The organism is Agromyces sp. CCNWLW203 (assembly GCF_036576125.1).
Lineage (GTDB): Bacteria > Actinomycetota > Actinomycetes > Actinomycetales > Microbacteriaceae > Agromyces.
Genome location: NZ_JAZHYX010000002.1, coordinates 387,445 through 409,245 on the forward strand (window position 1 = coordinate 387,445; position 21,801 = coordinate 409,245).

Annotated in this window: 15 protein-coding genes; 9 read left to right on the plus strand and 6 right to left on the minus strand. The window is 69.7% G+C overall.

Features of this window, described 5'->3' with window-relative positions:
- Positions 1–6: 6 nt before the first annotated feature.
- The 3 genes from VPH61_RS07470 to VPH61_RS07480 all read left to right on the plus strand — a co-directional run bounded on the left by VPH61_RS07470 (position 7) and on the right by VPH61_RS07480 (position 3,165).
- Positions 7–585 carry a helix-turn-helix domain-containing protein gene (locus tag VPH61_RS07470; RefSeq protein WP_332062870.1) on the plus strand — a complete coding sequence of 193 codons (579 nt, stop codon included), beginning with the start codon at positions 7–9 and terminating at the stop codon, positions 583–585.
- The gene (locus tag VPH61_RS07475) at positions 582–1,916 is read left to right on the plus strand and encodes an MFS transporter (protein WP_332062871.1); all 1,335 of its coding nucleotides are present in this window, start codon (positions 582–584) and stop codon (positions 1,914–1,916) included. The genes VPH61_RS07470 and VPH61_RS07475 overlap by 4 nt, the downstream gene beginning before the upstream one ends.
- 118 nt (positions 1,917–2,034) lie before the next feature.
- Positions 2,035–3,165 carry a fatty acid desaturase family protein gene (locus VPH61_RS07480; protein WP_332062872.1) on the plus strand — a complete coding sequence of 377 codons (1,131 nt, stop codon included), beginning with the start codon at positions 2,035–2,037 and terminating at the stop codon, positions 3,163–3,165.
- Between the two features lie 33 nt (positions 3,166–3,198).
- Here the strand turns inward: VPH61_RS07480 and VPH61_RS07485 are convergent, their stop codons facing one another.
- From VPH61_RS07485 to VPH61_RS07500, 4 genes are read right to left on the minus strand one after another with little or no spacing between them, the layout of a single operon-like run.
- Entirely contained in the window at positions 3,199–3,705 is a 507-nt protein-coding gene (locus VPH61_RS07485) for a hypothetical protein (protein WP_332062873.1), read from the minus strand.
- Complete coding sequence (locus VPH61_RS07490; protein WP_332062874.1) at positions 3,702–4,928, minus strand: signal peptidase I; 1,227 nt, start codon at positions 4,926–4,928, stop codon at positions 3,702–3,704. The genes VPH61_RS07485 and VPH61_RS07490 overlap by 4 nt, the downstream gene beginning before the upstream one ends.
- Before the next feature lie 8 nt (positions 4,929–4,936).
- Positions 4,937–5,560, minus strand: a complete 624-nt coding sequence (locus VPH61_RS07495; protein ID WP_332062875.1) for a SipW-dependent-type signal peptide-containing protein — start codon at positions 5,558–5,560, stop codon at positions 4,937–4,939.
- Between the two features lie 7 nt (positions 5,561–5,567).
- A complete protein-coding gene (locus VPH61_RS07500) occupies positions 5,568–6,179 on the minus strand; it encodes a SipW-dependent-type signal peptide-containing protein (RefSeq protein WP_332062876.1) in 612 nt (203 codons plus the stop codon).
- A gap of 265 nt (positions 6,180–6,444) precedes the next feature.
- Here VPH61_RS07500 and VPH61_RS07505 point away from each other — a divergent pair, with 265 nt between their 5' ends.
- The gene (locus VPH61_RS07505) at positions 6,445–14,529 is read left to right on the plus strand and encodes an IPT/TIG domain-containing protein (RefSeq protein WP_332062877.1); all 8,085 of its coding nucleotides are present in this window, start codon (positions 6,445–6,447) and stop codon (positions 14,527–14,529) included.
- 81 nt (positions 14,530–14,610) lie between these two features.
- On the opposite strand, the gene VPH61_RS07510 is transcribed toward VPH61_RS07505, so the two are convergent.
- The gene (locus VPH61_RS07510) at positions 14,611–14,970 is read right to left on the minus strand and encodes a TraR/DksA family transcriptional regulator (protein WP_332063004.1); all 360 of its coding nucleotides are present in this window, start codon (positions 14,968–14,970) and stop codon (positions 14,611–14,613) included.
- Between the two features lie 88 nt (positions 14,971–15,058).
- Here VPH61_RS07510 and VPH61_RS07515 point away from each other — a divergent pair, with 88 nt between their 5' ends.
- From VPH61_RS07515 to VPH61_RS07525, 3 genes are read left to right on the plus strand one after another with little or no spacing between them, the layout of a single operon-like run.
- Positions 15,059–17,527: a DNA polymerase III subunit gamma and tau gene (locus VPH61_RS07515; RefSeq protein ID WP_332062878.1), complete on the plus strand. Its 2,469-nt coding sequence runs from the start codon at positions 15,059–15,061 to the stop codon at positions 17,525–17,527.
- Between the two features lie 2 nt (positions 17,528–17,529).
- The gene (gene recR, locus VPH61_RS07520; RefSeq protein WP_332062879.1) at positions 17,530–18,126 is read left to right on the plus strand and encodes a recombination mediator RecR; all 597 of its coding nucleotides are present in this window, start codon (positions 17,530–17,532) and stop codon (positions 18,124–18,126) included.
- 50 nt (positions 18,127–18,176) lie between these two features.
- Positions 18,177–18,533 (plus strand): nuclear transport factor 2 family protein, encoded by a 357-nt coding sequence (locus tag VPH61_RS07525; protein WP_332062880.1) that lies wholly within the window; start codon positions 18,177–18,179, stop codon positions 18,531–18,533.
- A gap of 6 nt (positions 18,534–18,539) precedes the next feature.
- Here the strand turns inward: VPH61_RS07525 and VPH61_RS07530 are convergent, their stop codons facing one another.
- The gene (locus tag VPH61_RS07530) at positions 18,540–19,034 is read right to left on the minus strand and encodes a hypothetical protein (protein ID WP_332062881.1); all 495 of its coding nucleotides are present in this window, start codon (positions 19,032–19,034) and stop codon (positions 18,540–18,542) included.
- Between the two features lie 131 nt (positions 19,035–19,165).
- Here VPH61_RS07530 and VPH61_RS07535 point away from each other — a divergent pair, with 131 nt between their 5' ends.
- Positions 19,166–20,440: an aspartate kinase gene (locus VPH61_RS07535; RefSeq protein WP_332062882.1), complete on the plus strand. Its 1,275-nt coding sequence runs from the start codon at positions 19,166–19,168 to the stop codon at positions 20,438–20,440.
- Positions 20,441–20,655: 215 nt separating this feature from the next.
- Positions 20,656–21,711 (plus strand): aspartate-semialdehyde dehydrogenase, encoded by a 1,056-nt coding sequence (locus VPH61_RS07540; RefSeq protein WP_332062883.1) that lies wholly within the window; start codon positions 20,656–20,658, stop codon positions 21,709–21,711.
- Positions 21,712–21,801: the final 90 nt, after the last annotated feature.

The following is a 21,801-nucleotide window of genomic DNA, read 5'->3' on the forward strand; positions in this document are numbered from 1 at the left end:
GGCAGCATGAACGACCCTCGCGAGACCATCGACCTGCACGATGCTGGCGCCATGCGGGCGCTCGCGCACCCGATGCGCCTGCGCATCCTCGGACTGCTCCGGGTCGAAGGACCGCGCACCGTCGGCTCCCTCGCGGAGCGCACAGGCGAAGCGCCGGGCTCGGCGAGCTACCACGTCGCCACGCTCGCCAAGCACGGCTTCGTGGTCGAGGCGCCCGAGCTCGCCCGCGACAAGCGCGAGCGGTGGTGGCGAGCCGCGCACCTCATCACGAGCTGGCGCACCGAGGAGTTCCTGGGGGATCCAGAGGCCCACGCGGCATCCGATGCCATGCGGCGTGTGGTGCTCGACTCGTACCATCGCGAACTGCTCGAGGCGATCGACGCCGAGGCCGATCTCGAGCCCGAGTGGGTCGCCGCCTCCGACTCGAGCGACGGCGCAGCCCGGCTCACCCTCGATGAGTTCCGCGAGCTGAACGCCGAGCTCGACGCGGTGCGCGAGAAGTGGTGGGCCGTCGGCCGCGAGCCGCGCCCCGGCACGAGGGCCGTGCGCTGGATGACCCACACCTTCCCGAGGCCCGAGTCATGACGAACGACACCACCGACTCGGCAACCGCCACGAACGACACGGCGACGACGGATGCTGCGCGCCGCCGCATCCCGCTCGTCGCCCTCTTCGCCGCGCAGCTCTTCTCGCTCTCGGGCAACGCGATCGCGCTCATCGCGATCCCGATCATCGCCCTCACCGAGACGGGTTCGCCGCTCGCGGCCGGTGTCGCCGGGGTCTTCGCGACCGTGCCGCTCGTCATCGGCGGCGCCCTCGGGGGAGTGCTCGTCGACCGGTTCGGCTACCGCACCTCCTCGATCGTCGCCGACCTCGCGAGCGGCGTCACGGTGCTCGCGATCCCGGTGCTCGCGGCGACCGTGGGGCTGCACTTCGGCGTGCTGCTCGCCCTCGTCTTCCTCGGCGGGCTGCTCGACGCCCCCGGCGACACCGCGAAGACGGTGCTCATGCCCGACCTCGCCGAACTCGCCCGGGTGCCGCTCGCCCGTGCGGCCGGCGCGCAGTCGACCGTGCAGCGCACCGCGACGATGATCGGCGCGGGCGTCGCCGGTGCGCTCGTCGCGCTCGCCGGCCCGATGCCCGCGCTCGTCGTCGACGCCGCCGGCTTTGCAGTGTCGGCCCTGCTCGTCGTGTGCTTCGTGCCTCGGCGAGCCGCGGCATCCCTTCGACAGGCTCAGGACGGCGCCGTCGCCGATGGCGAAGCACCCGTGCAGGGCGGCTTCGTGGCCGGCATCCGCTTCATCGCCGCCTCGCCGCTCCTGCGCTCGATCGTGCTGCTCGTGACGCTCACGAACGCGATCGATGCGGCGGGCATGACCGTGCTGAAGCCGGTCTACGCCACGCAGGTGCTCGGCGACCCCGCGGTGCTGGGATTCATGGTCGGATGCTTCGCGGCCGGCGCCCTCACCGGCTCGGCGCTCTTCGCCGCCGTCGGCCATCGATACTCGGGTCGCGTGGCCTTCGCCCTCTGCTTCGTACTCGCCGGCACCCCGCCGTACCTCGCGATGGCGCTCGGCGCTCCGGTGCCCGTGCTGCTGCCCATCCTCGTGTTCTCCGGCCTCGCCGCCGGGGCGCTCAACCCCATGATGGCGACCGCGATGTACGGGCTCGTGCCCGACGGCGTTCGAGCCCGCGTGTTCGGCGCGATGACGGCGGGCGTCGCCGCCTCGATGCCGCTCGGCGCCTTCCTCGGCGGCCTCTCGGTCGAGCGGTTCGGCCTCGCGCCGACCCTGCTCGCGTGCGCGATCGTCTACCTCGTGCTCGGCTCGAGCCCGTTCTACCTGCGCTCGTTCACGGGGCTCGCCGCGGCCCGCACCCCTACGGGGGTACGGGGTGCGAATGGCTCACCCGTGTGATGCGACCGCGATGCCGGCTACGTACGCTCGCAGCACGGTCGATATCGGCCGATGAACCACACCCCCGAAACGTTCGTCTGAGTTCCATTCGCACCTTCGGATGACGAGATGAGCGCACATGAGCTTGCAGGTCGTAGAACGCCCCGACGGTGCACTGGGCACCATGTCGCCCGTGATCCTCACGGCAGGTCGTCGCCGCGAGGGTGCTGATCCGGCGCAGAGCGGCTTCGCCCAGCTCTCCCGCCAGATCAAGGCCGAGGGACTGCTCGACCGATTCGTCGGCTTCTACGTGCGCAAGGCCGCGTTCTGGACCGTCGTGCTCGGCGCCGTCATCGCGGCATCCGTCATGATCGGCGACTCGTGGTGGCAGCTCGTCATCGCGGCCGCACTCGGCGTGATCTTCACCCAGTTCGCCTTCATGGCGCACGAGGCCTCGCACCGCCAGGTCTTCCGCTCCGGACCGGCGAACGACTGGGCGGGACTCTTCCTCGCGAACTTCGTCGTCGGCATCAGCTACAGCTGGTGGATGAACAAGCACACGCGCCATCACGGCAACCCGAACGTGATCGGCCGCGACCCCGACATCGTCAAGGACACGATCTCCTTCCTCGAAGAGGATGCCGCGGAGAGCCGCGGGCTCGTGCGCATGATCACGCGCAAGCAGGGCTACCTGTTCTTCCCGCTGCTGCTGCTCGAGGGCATCAACCTTCACGTGCACGGCATCCGCCACGTGCTCGGCAAGGGTGCGGTCAAGCGTCGCGGACTCGAGATCACGCTCATCGCGGTTCGCCTCATCGGCACCTTCGCGCTCGTCTTCTGGGCGTTCCCGCCCCTGCTCGCCAGTGTGTTCCTGCTCGTGCAGCTCGGCGTGTTCGGTGTCTACATGGGCGCCTCGTTCGCCCCGAACCACAAGGGCATGCCCCTCATCCCGCGCGGCATGCGCGTCGACTTCCTCGAGCGCCAGGTGCTCACGAGCCGCAACATCCGCGGCGGCAAGTTCATGGACTCGTTCATGGGTGGCCTGAACTACCAGATCGAGCACCACCTCTTCCCGAGCATGGCGCGGCCCGCGCTCGCCCGCACGCAGCAGATCGTGCGCGAGTACTGCCGTGAGAACGACGTGCGCTACACCGAGACCGGGCTCGTCGAGTCGTATGCGATCGTCATCGCCTACCTCAACCGGGTCGGGCTCGCGGCGCGCGACCCCTTCGACTGCCCGATGATCAACTCGTACCGCCGGCGCGACTGAGACGCTGCGACCGAGTGCCGGGCAGCACTCGGGTCACGGCGCCGTGCACGTCGCAGTGCCGATCAGCAGCGGCCACGTCGCGATGCGAGACACCCGTGGAGAAGTCCAGGTGCCGACCTTCGATTCCACTGCGATCGCCGCTTGGGTGCTGAGGATGCCGCCGAGCAGACCGATGTCGTACGTCGTCGTGTAGACGCCGCCACCGTCGGGACCCGTCGTCGTCGCACCCGTCGTGATCGGCAGCAGATTCGGGATCAGGCCGTTGTTCGAGAAGTAGAGATTGGCGTTCGTCGGCACGCTGTATCCGCTCCCGGCGGGGAACGACCAGCGCATCGACAGGGTCGGGGCAACGATGTTGCCACCGGCCGTGCAACCGACGATGGTCGGGGTGCCCACCGTCATGGCGGTGAACGACCCGGCTGCGGCCTCACCGGCGGACCACGCGGCATCGGTCTCGCGAGTGGATCCGGTGATCGCGATCGCGGCGATGAGCGTGGCACCGGCGAGCGCCGCGGCAGCGGTTCGCACGGGCCGGTTCATGCGGCGCCTCGTCGTCGGGCCGCGACCACGAGCGCAGTCGCGACGCCCGCGACCACGGATGCCGCGGCGACCGCGAGCCACGGTGCGAGGTCGATACCGCTCGCCGCGATGGCCCCGCCACCATCGGTGCCCACCGATTCGCCGAAGCCGTCGGCCGTGACCGTGAACTCGCTCTCGACCGGAAGCTCCGTGCCGAGGGCCGACAGACGGGTCTCCACCCGCAGCCAGCGCTGTTCGGTGTCGCTCATGGTGCCGAGGTCGAAGGTGTGCCGCGCAGCGAGCGCGGTCGACGTCACGAGCACGAGTTCGTCGGTGCAATGTCCGTCGACGGTTCGGTGGTCGCAGGCCGTCACGGTCACCTCGAGCACCGGGTTCGCGGCGCCCTCGGCGGCGAGCGACATGCGGATCACGCCCGGCGATGGCGCTTCGGCCTGCACGCCGACGATCCAGACGGCACTCTCGCCGGCACCGAGCGAGGCCATCGCCGCGGCGTCGCCGATCGAGGTGAGCCGGATCACCTCGCCCTGCACGACCGTCTCGGCGGTCGCGGCTTCGGCGTGAGCTGCCGGTGTCAGGAGGCAGAAGGAAGCGGCCGCTGCGATCGTCGCCGCTGAGAGCGCGGTCGTGGCCGCGCCGCGCGCGTGCTGCTCGTGCTCCCCGTTCGCGGCCGCTACCCGCGGGCGGGCCGGTTGCGGTTCGCGATGTCGGCCGCCGCCATTGTCGTTGCCTCCGCCTCCCGTTCGCGGCCAGAACGCCCAGACGACGAGTGCCGTCGCGCCGAGCGTGAGCCCGCCGAGCACGAGCGGATTCCCGAGCGCCGCGATCACCGTCGCTATGCCCGGCACGGCGAACAGCACGATGCGCACCGTGCTGACCCGATAGGGCATCGGATCGTCGACCGGGTTCGCGTCGCCGCGCAGCGTCAGCTCCCGTTCGGCGCCCGAGCCGGAGATCGCGACAACCCGGTGCGTGACCGGCAACTTGCCCGGCCGATCGACCGTGACGACATCGCCGACGTCGACCGATGCCGCTGGCACTTCGCGCACGAGGGCCGCAGACCCGGCCGGAATCGAGGGTGACATCGACCCCGTCTTGAACAGCATGATCGACACGTCGAAGGCCACGGCCGCGACGACGAGCGCGATGCAGACGGCACCAGCCGCCGCGGCGATCGTCAGGAGCACGTCGCCGACGACGGATGCCGCACTGCGCCGTCTCCTCATCGGTGCACCTACGACGCCGAGGTCGACGTGAACGCCCACGTCACGGTGCCGCTGCGACTTTGCGTGGTGTTCGGGGCATCCGTCTTGAGCCGGATCTGGAAGCAGAACCGCACCGTGTTGCCGGCATTCGCTGAAAGCGCGCCCTGCACCGCGGCGGGTACCGCCGACGCTGCAACGTAGGCACCGGCGTACGTCGCGGCGCTGCACGCGGTCGTCGTCGTCGTCACCGCCACTCGATACTCGAGCTGCCCCGTCAGTGCGCTGTCACCGGCCGGCACCGCCGAGGTCAACACGGCGGTGCCGCCCACCGTGCTCGCGAGCGCCGGCGCATCGCCCGCGCCCGTGGTTCGCACATCGAGTCCGGCGGTGAAGAGCGCGCCGGGAGACATCCCGGTCGCCGCGAAGGTCAGCGTCGCTGCGGTCTGGTCGTGGCTCGCGAACGTCGCGTCGGTCGAGTTCTTCGACACGGTGTCGAAGACGCTCGAACCGAAGGTGCCGGTCGCAGTCTCGGCGTCGTTCCAGGCCGCGAGCGTGGCAGTGGCCCCGACCCCGAGCACGAGACCGCCGGCAAGCAGGGCGCGCCAACGCCCGGACAGTGGTGCCCGGACGGAGGAGCCGCGGTGCCGTGCCACCGGGTGCCTACGGCAGCGGGGTCGTCGAGGTCCCGACGAACTCCCACGTGACCGCTCCGGTCAGGCTCGGGTCGAGTTCCGTTCCCGCGGTCACGGCGAAGCAGAGGTACACCGGAGTCGTGACGGCCGGAAGATCGAAGACGGCCGTCGGCCCGCTCGCGGTCGTCGCGGCATCCGTCACGAGTGCCGTGCCCGTCGTCGTCTCGTCGCAGCCGAACGCCGTCGGTTCGATGAGCGTGTACGTGAGGTCGGCCGCGATCGCTGCAGCACTCACAGCCTCGATCGTGACGTCGGCGGCATTCGTCGAGCCCGCTTCCAGTTGCACGGCGAACGGCGCGTACACGGTGTCGCCCGGAGCGAGCGCGTCGGCGTCGATCTCGAAGGCGAGCGTCTTGCCCGGCGCAGTCGAGCTGCTCGAGAACGCCGTGCCGTCGAGGCTGCCCTCGATTCCGAACTGGCCCGAACCGAAGGTGCCGGTTGCGAACTCGGAGTCGTTCCACGCTGCCAATGTGATGGCGGCGCCGACACCCAAGACGAGACCACCGGCGAGAATCGCCGAGACCTTGCGTCTGCGGTTCGAACGCGCCGTCGCTCCCGTGGCTGCCGTGTTCTGCTGCATGACTGAATCCATCACGTGCCCCCGCTCCGCGGCCCCCCGACCGTCATCGTGTGATGTGGTGGAGCCTACGGTGCCGATGCGGATGCGGTTGTCCTCATTGCGGAGGACACGAAGGTCACCCCCGCTTCGAGGCGGATTTGCGGCTGGGCGTATCGCGCATCGGCATTCTCCAATATGTTGAACCTGAGCGCGTGCCGGTATCGTCACGCTGCCGTGGGGTTTGCACTGATATCTGGGGGGGTATCCGATGCGTTCGATGCTGTCGTTGACGAAATCGACTTCGCAGGGGCGGCGCCGCGGCGCGCACCGTGCCGATCCGGTGCATCGTCGGGGAGGCGCGTTCCGGGCTCTCGCGTTCGGTGGTGCTCTCGCCCTCGTCGCGGGCGGGGGAGCGATCTCCGCTCAGGCCGCGCCAGGCGACACCTCGTATGCCGAAGGGCAGTTCCTCTCGGGTTCTCTCCTCGACCTCATGAACCTCGACGCCGTTATCGGCATCGACGGCGAGACGGCCACGAGTGACGGCATCACGCCCGAGACCAACTCCCAGAACCTCGGCCTCGGCGCGCTCGGCCTGCTGAGCGTCGACATCGGCGGCGGCATCCAGTTGCCGATCAACTTCACGAACGCGGGGGTCGTCGGTCAATACGCGAGCGCCGCGACGGATGCCTCGTCGATCGGTGCTTCGGGCCTCATCTCCGATTCCGGGGCGATCGGCACGGGGGTCGACCCTGCTCCTGGTGTCGCACCGGGGCCGATGACGTTCGACCTCGCCCAGTTGCTCGGTGCCGGCTTCGCCAGCACCATCTCCGATCTTGATCTGACCCTCGGTGCCGTGAGCGCGAACGCCTCGGTGGCCGCGGGCGGCACGCCGGTCGGCGACTACGAGATCGCGAGCGCCACGGTCGTGCTCGACAGTCCGGTGATCGAAGGCGTGACGGGCTCCGTGAACGGCGCCGTCGCCACGCTCGACACCGCCGTCGACGGGCTCGCCGGCCCGTCGGGTTCGCTCGTGTCGGGGGTGCTCGGCGCCGCCGACAGCGTGCTCGCCGTCGGCGGCCTCGGCGATGCCTCGGCATCGGTCACCGTCGACCTGCCCGCGGCAGTTGCGCCGATTCTCGCGGCTCCGCTCGACTCCGGCGGCGGTGTCGTCATCAATCTGGGTGACGGCACCATCACTCTCAACCTCGACCAGCTCGTCGGCGGCCTCAACAGCCTGGATCCCAGTACCGAGCTCCTCTCCGCCGCGGTGCTCACGGAAGTGACCACTCAGGTGGCCGCGCTCATCGACGGCCTCGTCGATGATCTCGGCGCGGCGATCACCACCGCACTCAACAACGCGACGGTCGCGATCGACGTGGATGTGAACGCACTCGGTCTCGTGCCGCTCGTCAACGTGACCGTCACCGGCACCCTGCTCGAGATCTCTCAGGGCACGGCCGACGTCGACATCACCGCGCTCGGCCTGGCCCCAGTCGACCTACTCACCGACGCCATCGTCCTCGAGGCGCTCGCCCCGATCGTTGACGCCGTGATCGATCCCGACACGGGCGCACTCGGCACCCTGCTCACCTCCCTGACCACGACCGTGGTGAACCCGGTCATCGACTCCCTGAACCCGGCCATCCTGCTGCTCAACACGGTGCTGTCGCTGCTCGCGAACGTGCAAGAGCCGGAGCCTCCCGCGCAGGGTGCCGTGTTCCAGGAGACGGCACTCCGCCTGAGCCTGCTGCCGACCACGATCGTGCCTGAACTGCTGCAGCTCAATTTGGCGCGCGCGCTCGTGGGACCGAATGTCGTGGCGCCCCTCGCGCCCGTGCTCACGACGCTGACTCCCGATGAGGGGCCCACCACAGGCGGCACATCGGTCACGATCACGGGCACCGATCTCGCCGGCGCCACTGAAGTGACGATCGACGGGGCATCCGTTCCGTTCACCCAGGTGAGTGGCACCGAGATCACCTTCACCACGCCGCCGCACGCAGTCGGCCCGGTGAACGTCGTCGTGACGACCCCGGGCGGTGCGAGCAACCCGCTGCCGTTCACGTATGTGGCGGCTCCGGCCCTGCTTTCGCTCGCCCCCGATTCGGGGCCGGTGGCCGGCGGAACGCTGGTGACCATCACGGGCACTGACCTGGCCGGCGCCACTGAGGTGTCGATCGACGGCGCATCCGTTCCCTTCACCCAGGTGAGCGGCACCGAGATCACGTTCGTGACGCCGCCGCACGCCGCGGGGTCTGTCGACGTCGTCGTGACGACGCCCGGCGGTGACAGCAATGCGCTCCCGTACACCTACGTTCCTGCGCCCGCGCTCATTTCGCTGACGCCCGACTCGGGCCCGGTAGCCGGCGGCACGATCGTCAGTATCACCGGTACCGACCTGGCCGATGCCACCGAGGTGAGTATCGACGGCGTGTCCGTGCCGTTCACCCAGGTGAGTGGCACCGAGATCACCTTCACGACACCGCCGCACGCGGCGGGCGCTGTAGATGTCGTCGTCACGACGCCGGGCGGTGAGAGCAACGCACTGCCGTTCACGTATGTGCCGGCGCCAGCGCTCATCTCCCTCGCACCCGATGAGGGCCCCGCTGCCGGCGGCACGCTCGTGACGATCACGGGCACCGACCTCGGCGACGCGACTGCAGTGACCATCGATGGCGCGTCGGTTCCGTTCACGCAGGTGAGCCCCACGGAGATCTCCTTCGTGACGCCGCCGCACGCGGCTGGCGCGGTCGACGTCACGGTGACCACTCCGGGCGGAGAGAGCGCACCGCTTCCCTTCACGTACCTGCCCGGACCGGTGCTGTTGGATCTCGATCCTGACTCCGGCCCGATCGCCGGTGGCACGCTCGTGACGATCACGGGCGACGATCTCGACGGGGCGACCGACGTGACGATCGATGGCGCATCCGTGCCGTTCACGCAGGTGAGCGGCACCGAGATCACGTTCGTCACTCCGCCGCATGTTGCGGGCGCCGTCGATGTCGTGGTCACCACTCCCGGTGGCGAGAGCAACGCACTGCCGTTCACGTACGTGCCGGCTCCGTCGCTGATCTCGTTGGTTCCCGATGAGGGTCCGACGATCGGCGGCACGATCGTCACGATCACGGGCACCGATCTGGCGGATGCCAGCGAGGTCTCGATCGACGGAGCATCCGTTCCCTTCACGCAGGTGAACGACACGACGATCTCGTTCGTGACTCCGCCGCACGCAGTAGGCGCGGTCGATGTGACGGTCACGACGCCGGGCGGCGAGAGCAACGCTCTGCCGTTCACCTACGTTCCGGCGCCGGTGCTGACGGCACTGGCTCCTGACGAAGGCCCGACGGCCGGTGGCACGCTCGTGACGATCACGGGTACCGATCTCGCGGGCGCGACTGAAGTGTCGATCGACGGTGTCTCTGTTCCGTTCACGCAGGTGAGCGGCACCGAGATCACCTTCGTCACCCCGGCGCACGTCGCGGGTGAGGTCGACGTGATCGTGGTCACCCCCGGTGGCCCGAGCAACGCCCTTCCGTTCACGTACGTTCCGGCTCCGGCACTGACCGAGCTCGACCCCGATGCAGGTCCGGTGGCCGGTGGCACGCTCGTGACGATCACGGGCACTGACCTGGCCGGGACGACCGAGGTGTCGATCGACGGGGCTTCTGTTCCGTTCACGCAGGTGAGTGGTACCGAGGTCACGTTCGTCACGCCGGCGCACGCTGCCGGCGCGGTCGATGTGACGGTGACCACTCCCGGTGGCGAGAGCGGCGCACTGCCGTTCACGTACTTCGACGCTCCGGCGCTGACGTCGCTGGCTCCCGATGAGGGGCCGACGGCCGGTGGCACGCTCGTGACGATCACGGGCACCGACCTGGCTGGTGCGAGCGAGGTGTCGATCGATGGTGTCTCCGTTCCGTTCACCCAAGTGAGCGGTACTGAGATCACGTTCACGACGCCGGCGCACGCAGCGGGACCGGTCGATGTGACGGTGACCACGCCGGGTGGCGAGAGCGGCGCGCTGCCGTTTACGTACTTCGACGCTCCGGCGCTGACGTCGTTGGCTCCCGATGAGGGGCCGACGGCTGGTGGCACGCTCGTGACGATCACGGGCACCGAACTCGCGGGTGCCACCGAGGTCTCGATCGACGGCGTCTCCGTTCCCTTCACGCATGTGAGTGGCACTGAGGTCACATTCGTGACACCGCCGCACGCGGCCGGCGCGGTCGATGTCGTGGTCACGACGCCGAACGGCACCAGCAACGCGCTGCCGTTCACGTACGTGCCGGCCCCGGCGCTGACATCGTTGGCTCCCGACGAAGGCCCGACGGCGGGCGGCACGCTCGTGACGATCACGGGCACCGATCTCGCCGGCGCGACCGAGGTGTCGATCGACGGCGCTTCGGTTCCGTTCACGCAGGTGAGCGGCACTGAAATCACGTTCGTCACCCCGCCGCACGCTGCAGGCACGGTCGACGTGACAGTGACCACGCCCGGCGGCGAGAGCGGCGCCTTGCCGTTCACGTACGTGCCTGCTCCAGCGCTGGTCTCGCTGGCTCCCGATGAGGGACCGACCGCGGGCGGCACGCTGGTGACGATCACGGGTACCGACCTCGGCGACGCGACCGCCGTGACGATCGACGGTATCTCCGTGCCGTTCACACAGGTGAGCCCGACTGAGATCGACTTCACGACTCCGGCGCATGCGGCGGGCGAGGTCGACGTGATCGTGACCACCGCTGGTGGCCCGAGCAACGCGCTGCCGTTCACGTATGTGGCGGCTCCGGCGCTGGTCTCGCTGGCTCCCGATGAGGGACCGACCGCGGGCGGCACGCTCGTGACGGTCACGGGTACCGATCTGGCCGGTGCGACCGGGGTGACGGTCGACGGGTCATCCGTGCCGTTCACGCAGGTGAGCGCTACAGAGGTCACCTTCGTCACTCCGCCGCACGCGGCAGGCGCGGTGGATGTGACGGTGACCACGCCCGGTGGCGAGAGCAATGCGTTGCCGTTCACGTACGTGCCGGCTCCGGTGCTGACCGAGCTCGATCCTGATGCAGGCCCGATCGCCGGTGGCACGACTGTGACGATCACGGGTAGCGATCTGGCCGGTGCCACCTCTGTGACGATCGATGGCGTCTCTGTTCCGTTCACACAGGTGAGCCCGACCGAGATCGAGTTCACGACCCCGGCGCACGCTGCGGGCGAGGTCGACGTGATCGTGGTCACTCCTGGTGGCCCGAGCAACGCGCTGCCGTTCACGTACTTCGAGGTTCCCGTGCTGGTCTCGCTGGCTCCTGATGAGGGACCGACCGCGGGCGGCACGCTGGTGACGATCACGGGCACCGATCTTGCCGGTGCCACTTCGGTGACGATCGATGGCATCTCCGTGGCGTTCACCGAGTTGAGCCCGACTGAGATCGAGTTCACGACTCCGGCGCATGCCGCGGGTGCGGTCGACGTGATCGTGGTCACACCTGGCGGCTCGAGCAACCCGCTGCCGTTTACCTACGTCGCGGCACCGGTGCTGACGGAGCTCGACCCTGATGCCGGTCCGATCGCCGGCGGCACGATCGTGACGATCACCGGCACCGATCTGGCCGGTGCGACCGAGGTGTCGATCGACGGCGCATCCGTTCCGTTCACGCAGGTCAGCGGCACCGAGATCACGTTCGTCACGCCGCCGCACGCAGCTGGCGCGGTCGACGTGACGGTGACGACGCCCGGTGGTGAGAGCGGCGCATTGCCGTTCACGTACGTGCCGGCTGCCGTGCTCGTCTCGCTCGCGCCCGACGAGGGGCCCGCTTCCGGTGGCACGCTCCTGACGATCACGGGCACCGACCTCGCGGGCACCACGGGTGTGACGATCGACGGCGTGTCCGTTCCGTTCACCGAGGTGAGCGGCACCGAGGTCACCTTCGTGACGCCGCCGCATCTGCCGGGTGTCGTCGACGTCGTTCTCACGACCGACGGTGGTCCGAGCAACGCGTTGCCGTTCACCTATCTCGTCGCGCCGATGCTGCAGTCGCTGGCACCCGATGAGGGGCCGGTGGCCGGTGGCACGCTGGTGACGATCACGGGCAGCGATCTGGCTGGTGCGACCGAGGTGTCGATCGACGGGGCATCCGTGCCGTTCACCCAGGTGAGTGGCACTGAGATCACGTTCGTCACCCCGCCGCACGCGGCGGGACCGGTGGACGTCGTCGTGACGACCCCCGGTGGGGTGACGAACCCGCTCGTGTTCACCTACGTGCCGGCGCCGGTGCTGACCACGCTGGCTCCCGATGAGGGGCCGACGATCGGTGGCACGATCGTGACGATCACGGGTACCGACCTCGGGGACGCGACCGCCGTCACGATCGATGGCGTGTCGGTGCCGTTCACGCAGGTGAACGACACGACGGTCTCGTTCGTGACGCCGCCGCACGTGGCCGGCGCCGTCGACGTGACGGTCACGACGCCGGGAGGCGAGAGCAATGCGTTGCCGTTCACGTACGTGCCGGCTCCGGCATTGACGTCGCTGGCGCCTGATGATGGGCCGACGATCGGGAACACGCTCGTGACGATCACGGGTACCGATCTGGCTGGTGCGACCGAGGTCTCGATCGACGGGGCATCCGTACCGTTCACGCAGATGAGCGGCACCGAGATCACCTTCCTCACTCCGCCGCATGTCGCGGGTGAGGTCGACGTGATCGTGGTCACTCCCGGAGGCCCGAGCAACGCCCTGCCGTTCACCTACGTGCCGGCGCCCGTGCTGCTCGAGCTCGACCCCGATGAAGGGCCGACGGCCGGTGGCACGTTGGTCACGATCACCGGCACCAACCTGGCCGATGCGACGGCGGTGACGATCCATGGGGTCTCCGTACCGTTCACGCAGGTGAGCGGCACCGAGATCACGTTCGTCACTCCGCCGCACATCGCGGGCAACGCCCTCGTCTCGGTGACGACTCCTGGCGGCTCGAGCAACGGGCTGCTGTTCACGTACTACGACGTACCGGCGCTCACGTCACTGGCTCCCGATGAGGGTCCGACGGCTGGTGGCACGCTCGTGACGATCACGGGTACCGATCTCGCTGGCGCGACCGAGGTCTCGATCGACGGTGTCTCCGTTCCGTTCACGCAGGTGAGTGGTACCGAGGTCACATTCGTGACGCCGCCGCACGCAGCGGGCGCGGTCGATGTGACGGTGACGACGCCTGGCGGCGAGAGCGGCGCATTGCCGTTCACGTACGTTCCGGCTCCCGCGCTGGCGTCGCTGGCTCCTGATGAGGGTCCGGCCGCGGGCGGCACGTTGGTGACCATCACGGGCACCGACCTGTCGGATGCCTCGACCGTCACGATCGACGGAGTCTCCGTGGCCTTCACCCAGGTGAGCGGCACCGAGATCACCTTCGTCACTCCGCCGCACGCAGCAGGCGCGGTCGATGTGGTGGTGACGACACCGGGCGGCCCGAGCAACGCGCTGCCGTTCGCCTACCTGGAGGTGCCCGCGCTCACGTCGCTCGACCCCGATGAGGGGCCGACCGCAGGTGGCACGCTCGTGGCGATCACGGGCGCCGATCTGGCCGGTGCCACCGATGTGACGATCGACGGGGCATCCGTGCCGTTCACGCAAGTGAGCGCCACCGAGGTCACCTTCGAGACTCCGCCGCACGCAGCAGGCGCGGTCGATGTCATCGTGACGACACCGGGCGGTGAAAGCAACGCGTTGCCCTTCACCTACGTGCCGGCTCCGGCTCCAGCGAGCCTCAACCCCGACAACGGTCCAGAGACGGGTGGCACCACGGTGACCGTCATCGGAACCGACCTCGGCGGGGCGACGAGCGTCACGGTCGACGGGGTGGAGGTGCCGTTCACGCAGGTGAGCGACACCGAGATCACGTTCGTGACACCGCCGCATGCACCCGGTGAGGTGGACATCGTGGTCACCACGCCCGGTGGGTCGTCGGCGCCGCTCGTGTTCACCTACACGCCGGCCGCGGTGATCGACGGAGTCACTCCGCCGAGCGGGCCGGCGACCGGCGGCACGGAGGTGACCATCTCGGGCCACTGCTTCACGGGTGCGACCGGCGTGCTGTTCGGTTCGAAGCCCGCCACGTCGTTCCGCATCGTGAACGACACGACGATCGTGGCGGTCTCGCCGTCGGGCGCCGGCAAGGTCGATGTCACGGTGATCGGCAGTGCGAGCTGCGGCACCGCGACGCTGCCGGGCGGATTCACCTACCTCGCGGCGAGCGCTCCGGCCGCCGGAGGCATCGCCAAGACCGGCATCGAGGCGATCGCACCGATCGCGCTCGGCGGAGTCGCGATGGTGCTCGGCATGGTGGCGCTCTTCATCGCCCGACGCCGGAGGAACTCGCAGCACTGATCGGTGAACGGATGACCCGGGCGAGAGATCGCCCGGGTCATCCGTCTGCGCGGGTCGCGATTCGTCGGGAGGGCGTGCGCGTCAGCGGGCGAGCCGCGCGCAGTCGATGCAGAGCTCGGCGGTGGGTCGCGCGTCGAGCCGTGCGACGGTGATGCGCTTGCCGCAATTGCGGCAGACGCCGTAGGAACCGTCTTCGATGCGAGCGAGCGCGTGATCGATGTCGGCGAGCTCGGTGCGGGCATCGGCGAGCACGGCGCTGCGCTGCGACCACTCCTGCGTCATCGTCGGGCCCTCGGGGTCGTGCTCGTCGTCGGCCGACGCACCCGATCTGGCTGCGCGCACCTCAGCCATGACGTCGTCGAACTCGGCGAACCGGCCCTCCGCGTCTGCGCGCTCCTTCAGGAGTTTCGCCTGGAACCGCTCGAGTTGCGCTGGAGTCATCGTCACGATCACGCCTCTCTTTCGATCCCCGAATGCTACGCCAACGGTATCCGGCCGTGGTGTCGGACGCGGCAACTACGATTGAGACGTGGTCACCGCCCTGTATCGCCGCTACCGGCCAGAGACGTTCGCCGAGATGATCGGCCAGTCCCAGGTGACGGAGCCGCTCATGACGGCGCTCCGCACCGACCGTGTCAATCACGCCTATCTCTTCAGCGGCCCTCGCGGCTGCGGCAAGACGACGTCGGCACGCATCCTGGCGCGTTGCCTGAACTGCGCAGAGGGCCCGACGGATGTCCCGTGCGGTGTCTGCCCCAGCTGCGTCGAGCTCGCTCGGGGCGGCGGCGGGTCGCTCGACGTCGTCGAGATCGACGCGGCGAGCCACAACGGCGTCGACGACGCGCGCGACCTGCGCGAGCGCGCCGTGTTCGCGCCGGCGCGCGACCGCTTCAAGATCTTCATCCTCGACGAGGCCCACATGGTCACGCCGCAGGGCTTCAACGCACTCCTGAAGCTCGTCGAAGAGCCGCCCGAGCACATCAAGTTCATCTTCGCGACGACCGAGCCCGACAAGGTGCTCGGCACCATCCGCTCGCGTACGCACCACTACCCGTTCCGTCTCGTGCCGCCGGGGCCCATGCTCGAGTACGTGCAGCAGCTCTGCACCGAAGAGGGCGTCGAGGTCGCGCCGGGGGTGCTGCCGCTCGTCGTCCGCGCCGGCGGCGGCTCGCCGCGAGACACGCTCTCCCTGCTCGACCAGCTCATCGCTGGTTCTGACGGCCCGACCATCGACTACGAACGTGCGGTCGCGCTGCTCGGCTACACGCACGGCGCACTGCTCGACGAGGTCGTCGACGCGATCGGCGCGGGCGATGCCGCCGGGGCCTTCGCTGCCGCCGACCGCGTCGTGCAGACCGGCCAAGACCCGCGGCGATTCGTCGAAGACCTGCTCGAGCGACTCCGCGACCTCATCGTCGTCGCCGCCTCGTCGCCAGAGACCGCCGCGGCGGTGCTCCGCGGGGTACCCGAAGACGAACTCGCCCGCATGGCGACCCAGGCCGCTGCGTTCGGCCAGGCCGAGCTCTCGCGGGTCGCCGACCTCGTCAACCAGACCCTCACCGAGATGACCGGCGCCACCTCGCCGCGCCTGCACCTCGAGCTCATGCTCGCGCGGGTGCTCGTGCCGGCGGCCGATGACACCGAGCGCGGAGCACTCGCGCGCGTCGAGCGGCTCGAGCGCCGGGTCGGCGTGGCCGACGCGGCGGGTGCCGCCGGTTCGGCCACCGGTGGTCCCGCGGTCTCTGATGCGCGTCCGGCCCGTACCGAGCCCGTGGTGCCGCCCACCCGTCTTCCGTCGGAACGCGTCGTGCCGCCCACGGCTGCGCCCGCGCCGGCTCGACCCGCGCCCGAGTCGACGGCGACCCCCGCATCGGCCGAGCCCGAGGCATCTCGTGCTGCCGAGACGGCTCCTGCAGCGGCGGCTCCTTCCGCGAACTCCGCGACGACCGCCCCCGTCGAGCCCGAAGTCGCGAAGCCTGCGAAACCCGTCGGGCCGGTCACGCTTCAGCAGATGCGCGACGCCTGGCCCGAGGTGCTCTCCTCACTCCAGCGCACGAAGCGCAGCGCCTGGATGGTCGCGTTCACCGCACAGGTGCGCGACTTCCGCGATGGCGACGTGCTCGTGCTGGCCTTCCCGAGCGAGCACGACGTCGCGGGATTCCGCGGCGGCGCACCCGGACAGAGTGTCAGCGAGTTGCTCCGCGGTGCCATCGTCGACGTGCTCGGCGTGCGGGTGAAGTTCGTGGCGCGGGTCGACGGCCCCGGTGGCTCGCCTGCCGGTGGTTCCCCGGTCACCGCTCCGCCGGCACCGGTGACACCGCAGGCTCCGGTCACGACAACGGCAACTCCTGCCGTCGCTCCTGCCGGTTCCGCCGCGGGTTCGGGCACGTCGTCCACCTCGCCGGCCGGGTCGCGGTCGGCCGACGCTCCGAGGCCTGCGACTCCGGCCGGCCCGAGCCAGGTCGCCTCCGGCGCGCCGGTCGACTCATGGGCGACCGTGGCCATCCCGCGCGATCCGAGCGATGGCGAGGCCGCGGGCGCCGAGTCCGCGCCGTCGGGCGGCCGCACGGCGACGGCGCTCGCCGAACGACCCGAACCGGCGCCGCCGGCTCCCACCGCCGAGGCGTCCGCCCCGCGAACCGCAGTACCCCCGCACGTCGACGGGGGCGAGCTTCCCGACGACGCCGACGCGCCGCCTGAAGATGAAGAGCCGCCGTTCGACCCCGGGCCCGAGCCCGAGATGATCGTCGAGGCATCCGCGCCGGCTGCGACCGTCGGGGCCGGCTCGACGGCCCACGCGGCCGCGCCCGCTGCCCCGGCCGCGCGCGCCGCCGGCGCCGCTCGCGCTCCCGAGCGGTCGACCCGTCCGGTCTCGAACGCCGCATCGGGCGACGGCTTCCAGCGCTACGGCGAGGCCGTGGTGCGCGAGGTGCTCGGCGCGACCTTCCTCGAAGAGGTCGAAGCACCGCAGCGGCCCGGCTTCGGGGAGCGTGGCTGAGCATGTACGAAGGCATCGTCCAAGAATTGATCGACGAGCTCGGGCGTCTGCCCGGCATCGGTCCGAAGTCGGCCCAGCGCATCGCGTTCCACATCGTGCAGACCGAGCACTTCGACGTCAGCCGACTCGCCGAGATCCTCATGCAGATCCGCGAGAAGGTGCGGTTCTGCGAGATCTGCGGCAACGTCTCCGAAGAGTCGACGTGCGGCATCTGCCGTGATCCGCGACGCGACCCCGCCCTCATCTGCGTGGTCGAAGAGGCGAAAGACGTCGTCGCGATCGAGCGCACCCGTGAGTTCCGCGGGCTCTACCACGTGCTCGGCGGCGCCATCAGCCCGATCGACGGCATCGGCCCCGACGAGCTGCGCATCCGCCAACTGATGCAGCGGCTCGCCGATGCGACGGTCACCGAGGTCATCATCGCGACCGACCCGAACCTCGAGGGCGAGGCGACTGCGACGTACCTCAGCCGCCTGCTCTCGACGCTCGAGATCCGGGTCACGCGACTCGCCTCCGGCTTGCCCGTCGGCGGCGACCTCGAGTACGCCGACGAGGTCACCCTCGGCCGCGCGTTCGAGGGCCGCCGCGTGGTCGGCTGAACTCGCGTCGTCCCCTTGACGCTGCGCTTGCACGTAGCTAGAACGGAGCCATGGCGAGCAAGGGCGAGGAGTGGGTCGCGGGATACGTCGCGGCATGGAAGTCGAACGATCCGGCCGAGATCGGGGCGCTCTTCACCGACGATGCGCGGTACTTCACGGCTCCCGACGCCGAGCCGAGGGTCGGTCGCGACGCGATCGTCGCGGGCTGGCTCGACGACCTCGACGAGCCGGGCTCATGGACGTTCGACTGGCACATCGTGCACGAAGACGGCGACTTCGTCGTCGTGCAGGGTCGAACCGGCTACCCTGCTGAGCGCGACTACCTGAACCTCTGGATCATCCGCCTCGCAGCCGACGGGCGCGCCACCGAATACACCGAGTGGTACATGCCGAGGCCGCAGGGCTGACTGCGACTATCGCAGCACCTCGACGAGCACCACCCACGCGATGATCAGCGCCGCGATGATGCTGAGCACCGAGCCGACCGCCATGACGATGAGGCCGATCTCGACCGTGCCGGCGATCACGAGCACGGCGCCGGCGAGGAAGGCAGCGACGGGAAGCACCCCGGCGATGCTCTTCAGCACCCGCTCGATCGGCGCGACGCGACGTTCCCCGGCGACCACCCGGATCGCGTGCACCTGGAAGCTGCCCGCCACGAGCGCCGCGATGAGGACCTCGATGCCGTAGGCCGCGACGGGCTGGCCAGGCACCAACCCGAACGCTCCCGCGGTGATCGCCAGCACGAGCGCTGCGATCGAGGACGCGGCACGGGGCGGCAGCGTCGCCGATTTCATGATCTCGGCGATGTTCACCGACATCGCCACGATGAGGAGGCCCGCGAGGGCCGCGGTCGCGCCCACCATCGCGACGTTGAACTCCGACCAGCTCGCCAGCGGCTCCGACATGGGACCACGCTACCGCTGCCCAGCTCCCGCGGGCGTCACATAGCCGGGCGCGCATGCGACCCCGCCGTATGATGGTGCTTCCGGCGCCGGCCACCCGAGCGGCAGCCAGCAAACCACCCCTGGGAGACCACGTGAGCCTCATCGTGCAGAAGTTCGGCGGGTCGTCCGTCGCCGACGCGGAGAGCATCAAGCGGGTCGCCAAGCGCATCGTCGAGACCCGCAAGGCGGGCAACGACGTCGTCGTGGCGGTCTCTGCCATGGGCGACTCGACCGACGAACTGCTCGACCTCGCGAACGAGGTCACCCCGCTTCCGGCGCCCCGCGAACTCGACATGCTGCTCTCGGCCGGTGAGCGCATCTCGATGGCGCTGCTCGCGATGGCGATCAAGGGCATGGGCCACGAGGCGCGCTCGTTCACGGGCAGCCAGGCCGGCATGATCACGGATGCCACGCATGGCGCCGCCCGCATCGTCGACGTCACGCCGGTGCGCCTGCGCGAAGCACTCGACGACGGCGCGGTCGTCATCGTCGCCGGCTTCCAGGGCTTCAATCGCGACACCCGCGACATCACGACGCTCGGCCGCGGCGGCAGTGACACGACCGCCGTCGCCCTCGCTGCCGCGCTCGACGCCGACGTCTGCGAGATCTACACCGACGTCGACGGCGTCTTCACCTCCGACCCGCGCATCGTGAAGAAGGCCCGCAAGCTCGACAAGATCACGAGCGAAGAGATGCTCGAGCTCGCGGCATCCGGAGCCAAGGTCCTGCACATCCGCGCAGTGGAATACGCGCGCCGCCACGGCGTGACCCTGCATGTGCGCTCGTCGTTCAACAACAGCGAGGGGACCATCGTCTACGACCCCGCGCGCCTTCCCGAAGGAGAAGCTGTGGAAGAGTCCGTCATCGCAGGTGTCGCGGTCGATCTGACCGAGGCGAAGATCACGGTCGTCGGCGTGCCCGACAAGCCGGGAGTCGCCGCCAAGATCTTCAAGATCGTCGCCGGCACGAACGCGAACGTCGACATGATCGTGCAGAACGTCTCCGCCGCCTCGACGGGCCGCACCGACATCTCGTTCACGCTGCCGAAGTCCGAGGGCGAGCGCGCGCTCACCGCCCTCGCCGGCTCGCAGGAGGCCATCGGCTTCCTCTCGCTGCAGTACGACGACCAGATCGGCAAGCTCTCACTCGTCGGCGCCGCGATGCGCTCGGCCGCAGGCGTCTCCGCCCGACTCTTCGAGGCGCTCTACACGGCGGGCATCAACATCGAGATGATCTCGACGAGCGAGATCCGCATCTCGGTCGTCACACGCGCCGACAGCGTGCACGCCGCAGCTCGCGCCGTGCACTCGGCGTTCGAGCTCGACGGCGACGACGACGCGGTCGTGCACGGCGGCACCGGGCGCTGAGCGTCAGGCCTGCTCGCCGAGCGGATGTCGCGGCACCACGCCCTTCGAGGGGCCCGCACCACGCGGCATCCGTCGACTGCCGCAAATCGGGAAGAAGCTGCCAGAACAGGACGTATCACCTGATTGCGTCCTGAGCAGGCGCCGATCTCCTGCACACTTGAAGAGACGTACGGTCACCGGCTCGACGAGCCGACACCGGGAATGAGGAAGAGCACATGGCACACGGAGTGAACATCGGCGTCGTCGGCGCCACCGGTCAGGTCGGCGCGGTCGTGCGACGCCTGCTCGAGGAACGCGACTTCCCGGTCGCCTCCATCCGCTACTTCGCCTCGGCGCGATCCGCGGGCACGACGCTGCCGTGGAAGGGCGAGGAGATCGTCATCGAAGACGCCTCGACCGCCGACCCGAGCGGCCTCGACGTCGCCATCTTCTCCGCCGGCGCGACGCTCTCGAAGGCGCAGGCCCCGCGCTACGCCGCCGCCGGCGTCACCGTGATCGACAACTCGAGCGGCTGGCGCATGGACCCCGAGGTCCCGCTCGTCGTGAGCGAAGTGAACCCGCACGCGATCGACCAGGCCGTGAAGGGCATCATCGCGAACCCCAACTGCACGACGATGGCCGCGATGCCCGTGCTGAAGGTGCTGCACGACGAGGCCGGCCTCGAGCGGCTCATCGTGAGCACGTACCAGGCGGTCTCGGGTGCTGGTCTCGCGGGCGGTGAGGAGCTGCTCGAGCAGGCGCGCGCCGCCGTGGCGCAAGACGCGATCGGGCTCGTGCAAGACGGCGCGGCCGTCGAATTCCCCGAAGCCTCGAAGTTCCCGCGCACGATCGCGTTCGACGTGATCCCGCTCGCCGGCTCGATCGTCGACGACGGCGACCTCGAGACCGACGAAGAGAAGAAGCTCCGCAATGAGAGCCGCAAGATCCTCGAGCTGCCGGGCCTTCGCGTCGCGGGCACGTGCGTGCGCGTGCCCGTCTTCACGGGTCACTCGCTGACGATCCACGCCGAGTTCGCGAACGAGATCACCCCCGAGCGGGCGACCGAACTGCTCGCCGTCGCTCCCGGCGTCGAGCTCTCCGACGTGCCCACGCCGCTGCAGGCGGCCGGCACCGACCCGAGCTACGTCGGGCGCATCCGCCAAGACCAGTCGGCGCCCGAGGGCAAGGGCCTCGTGCTCTTCGTCTCCAACGACAACCTGCGCAAGGGCGCGGCCCTGAACGCCGTGCAGATCGCGGAGCTCATCGCGGCGAAGCTGCCTGCCGCGGTCTAGCCGCAGATTCGAGACGGATGCCCCGTGGCCGACCGGCCACGGGGCATCCGTCGTTTTCGCTGTCGTCGGTCGAGTCGGCGCGCCAGCGTC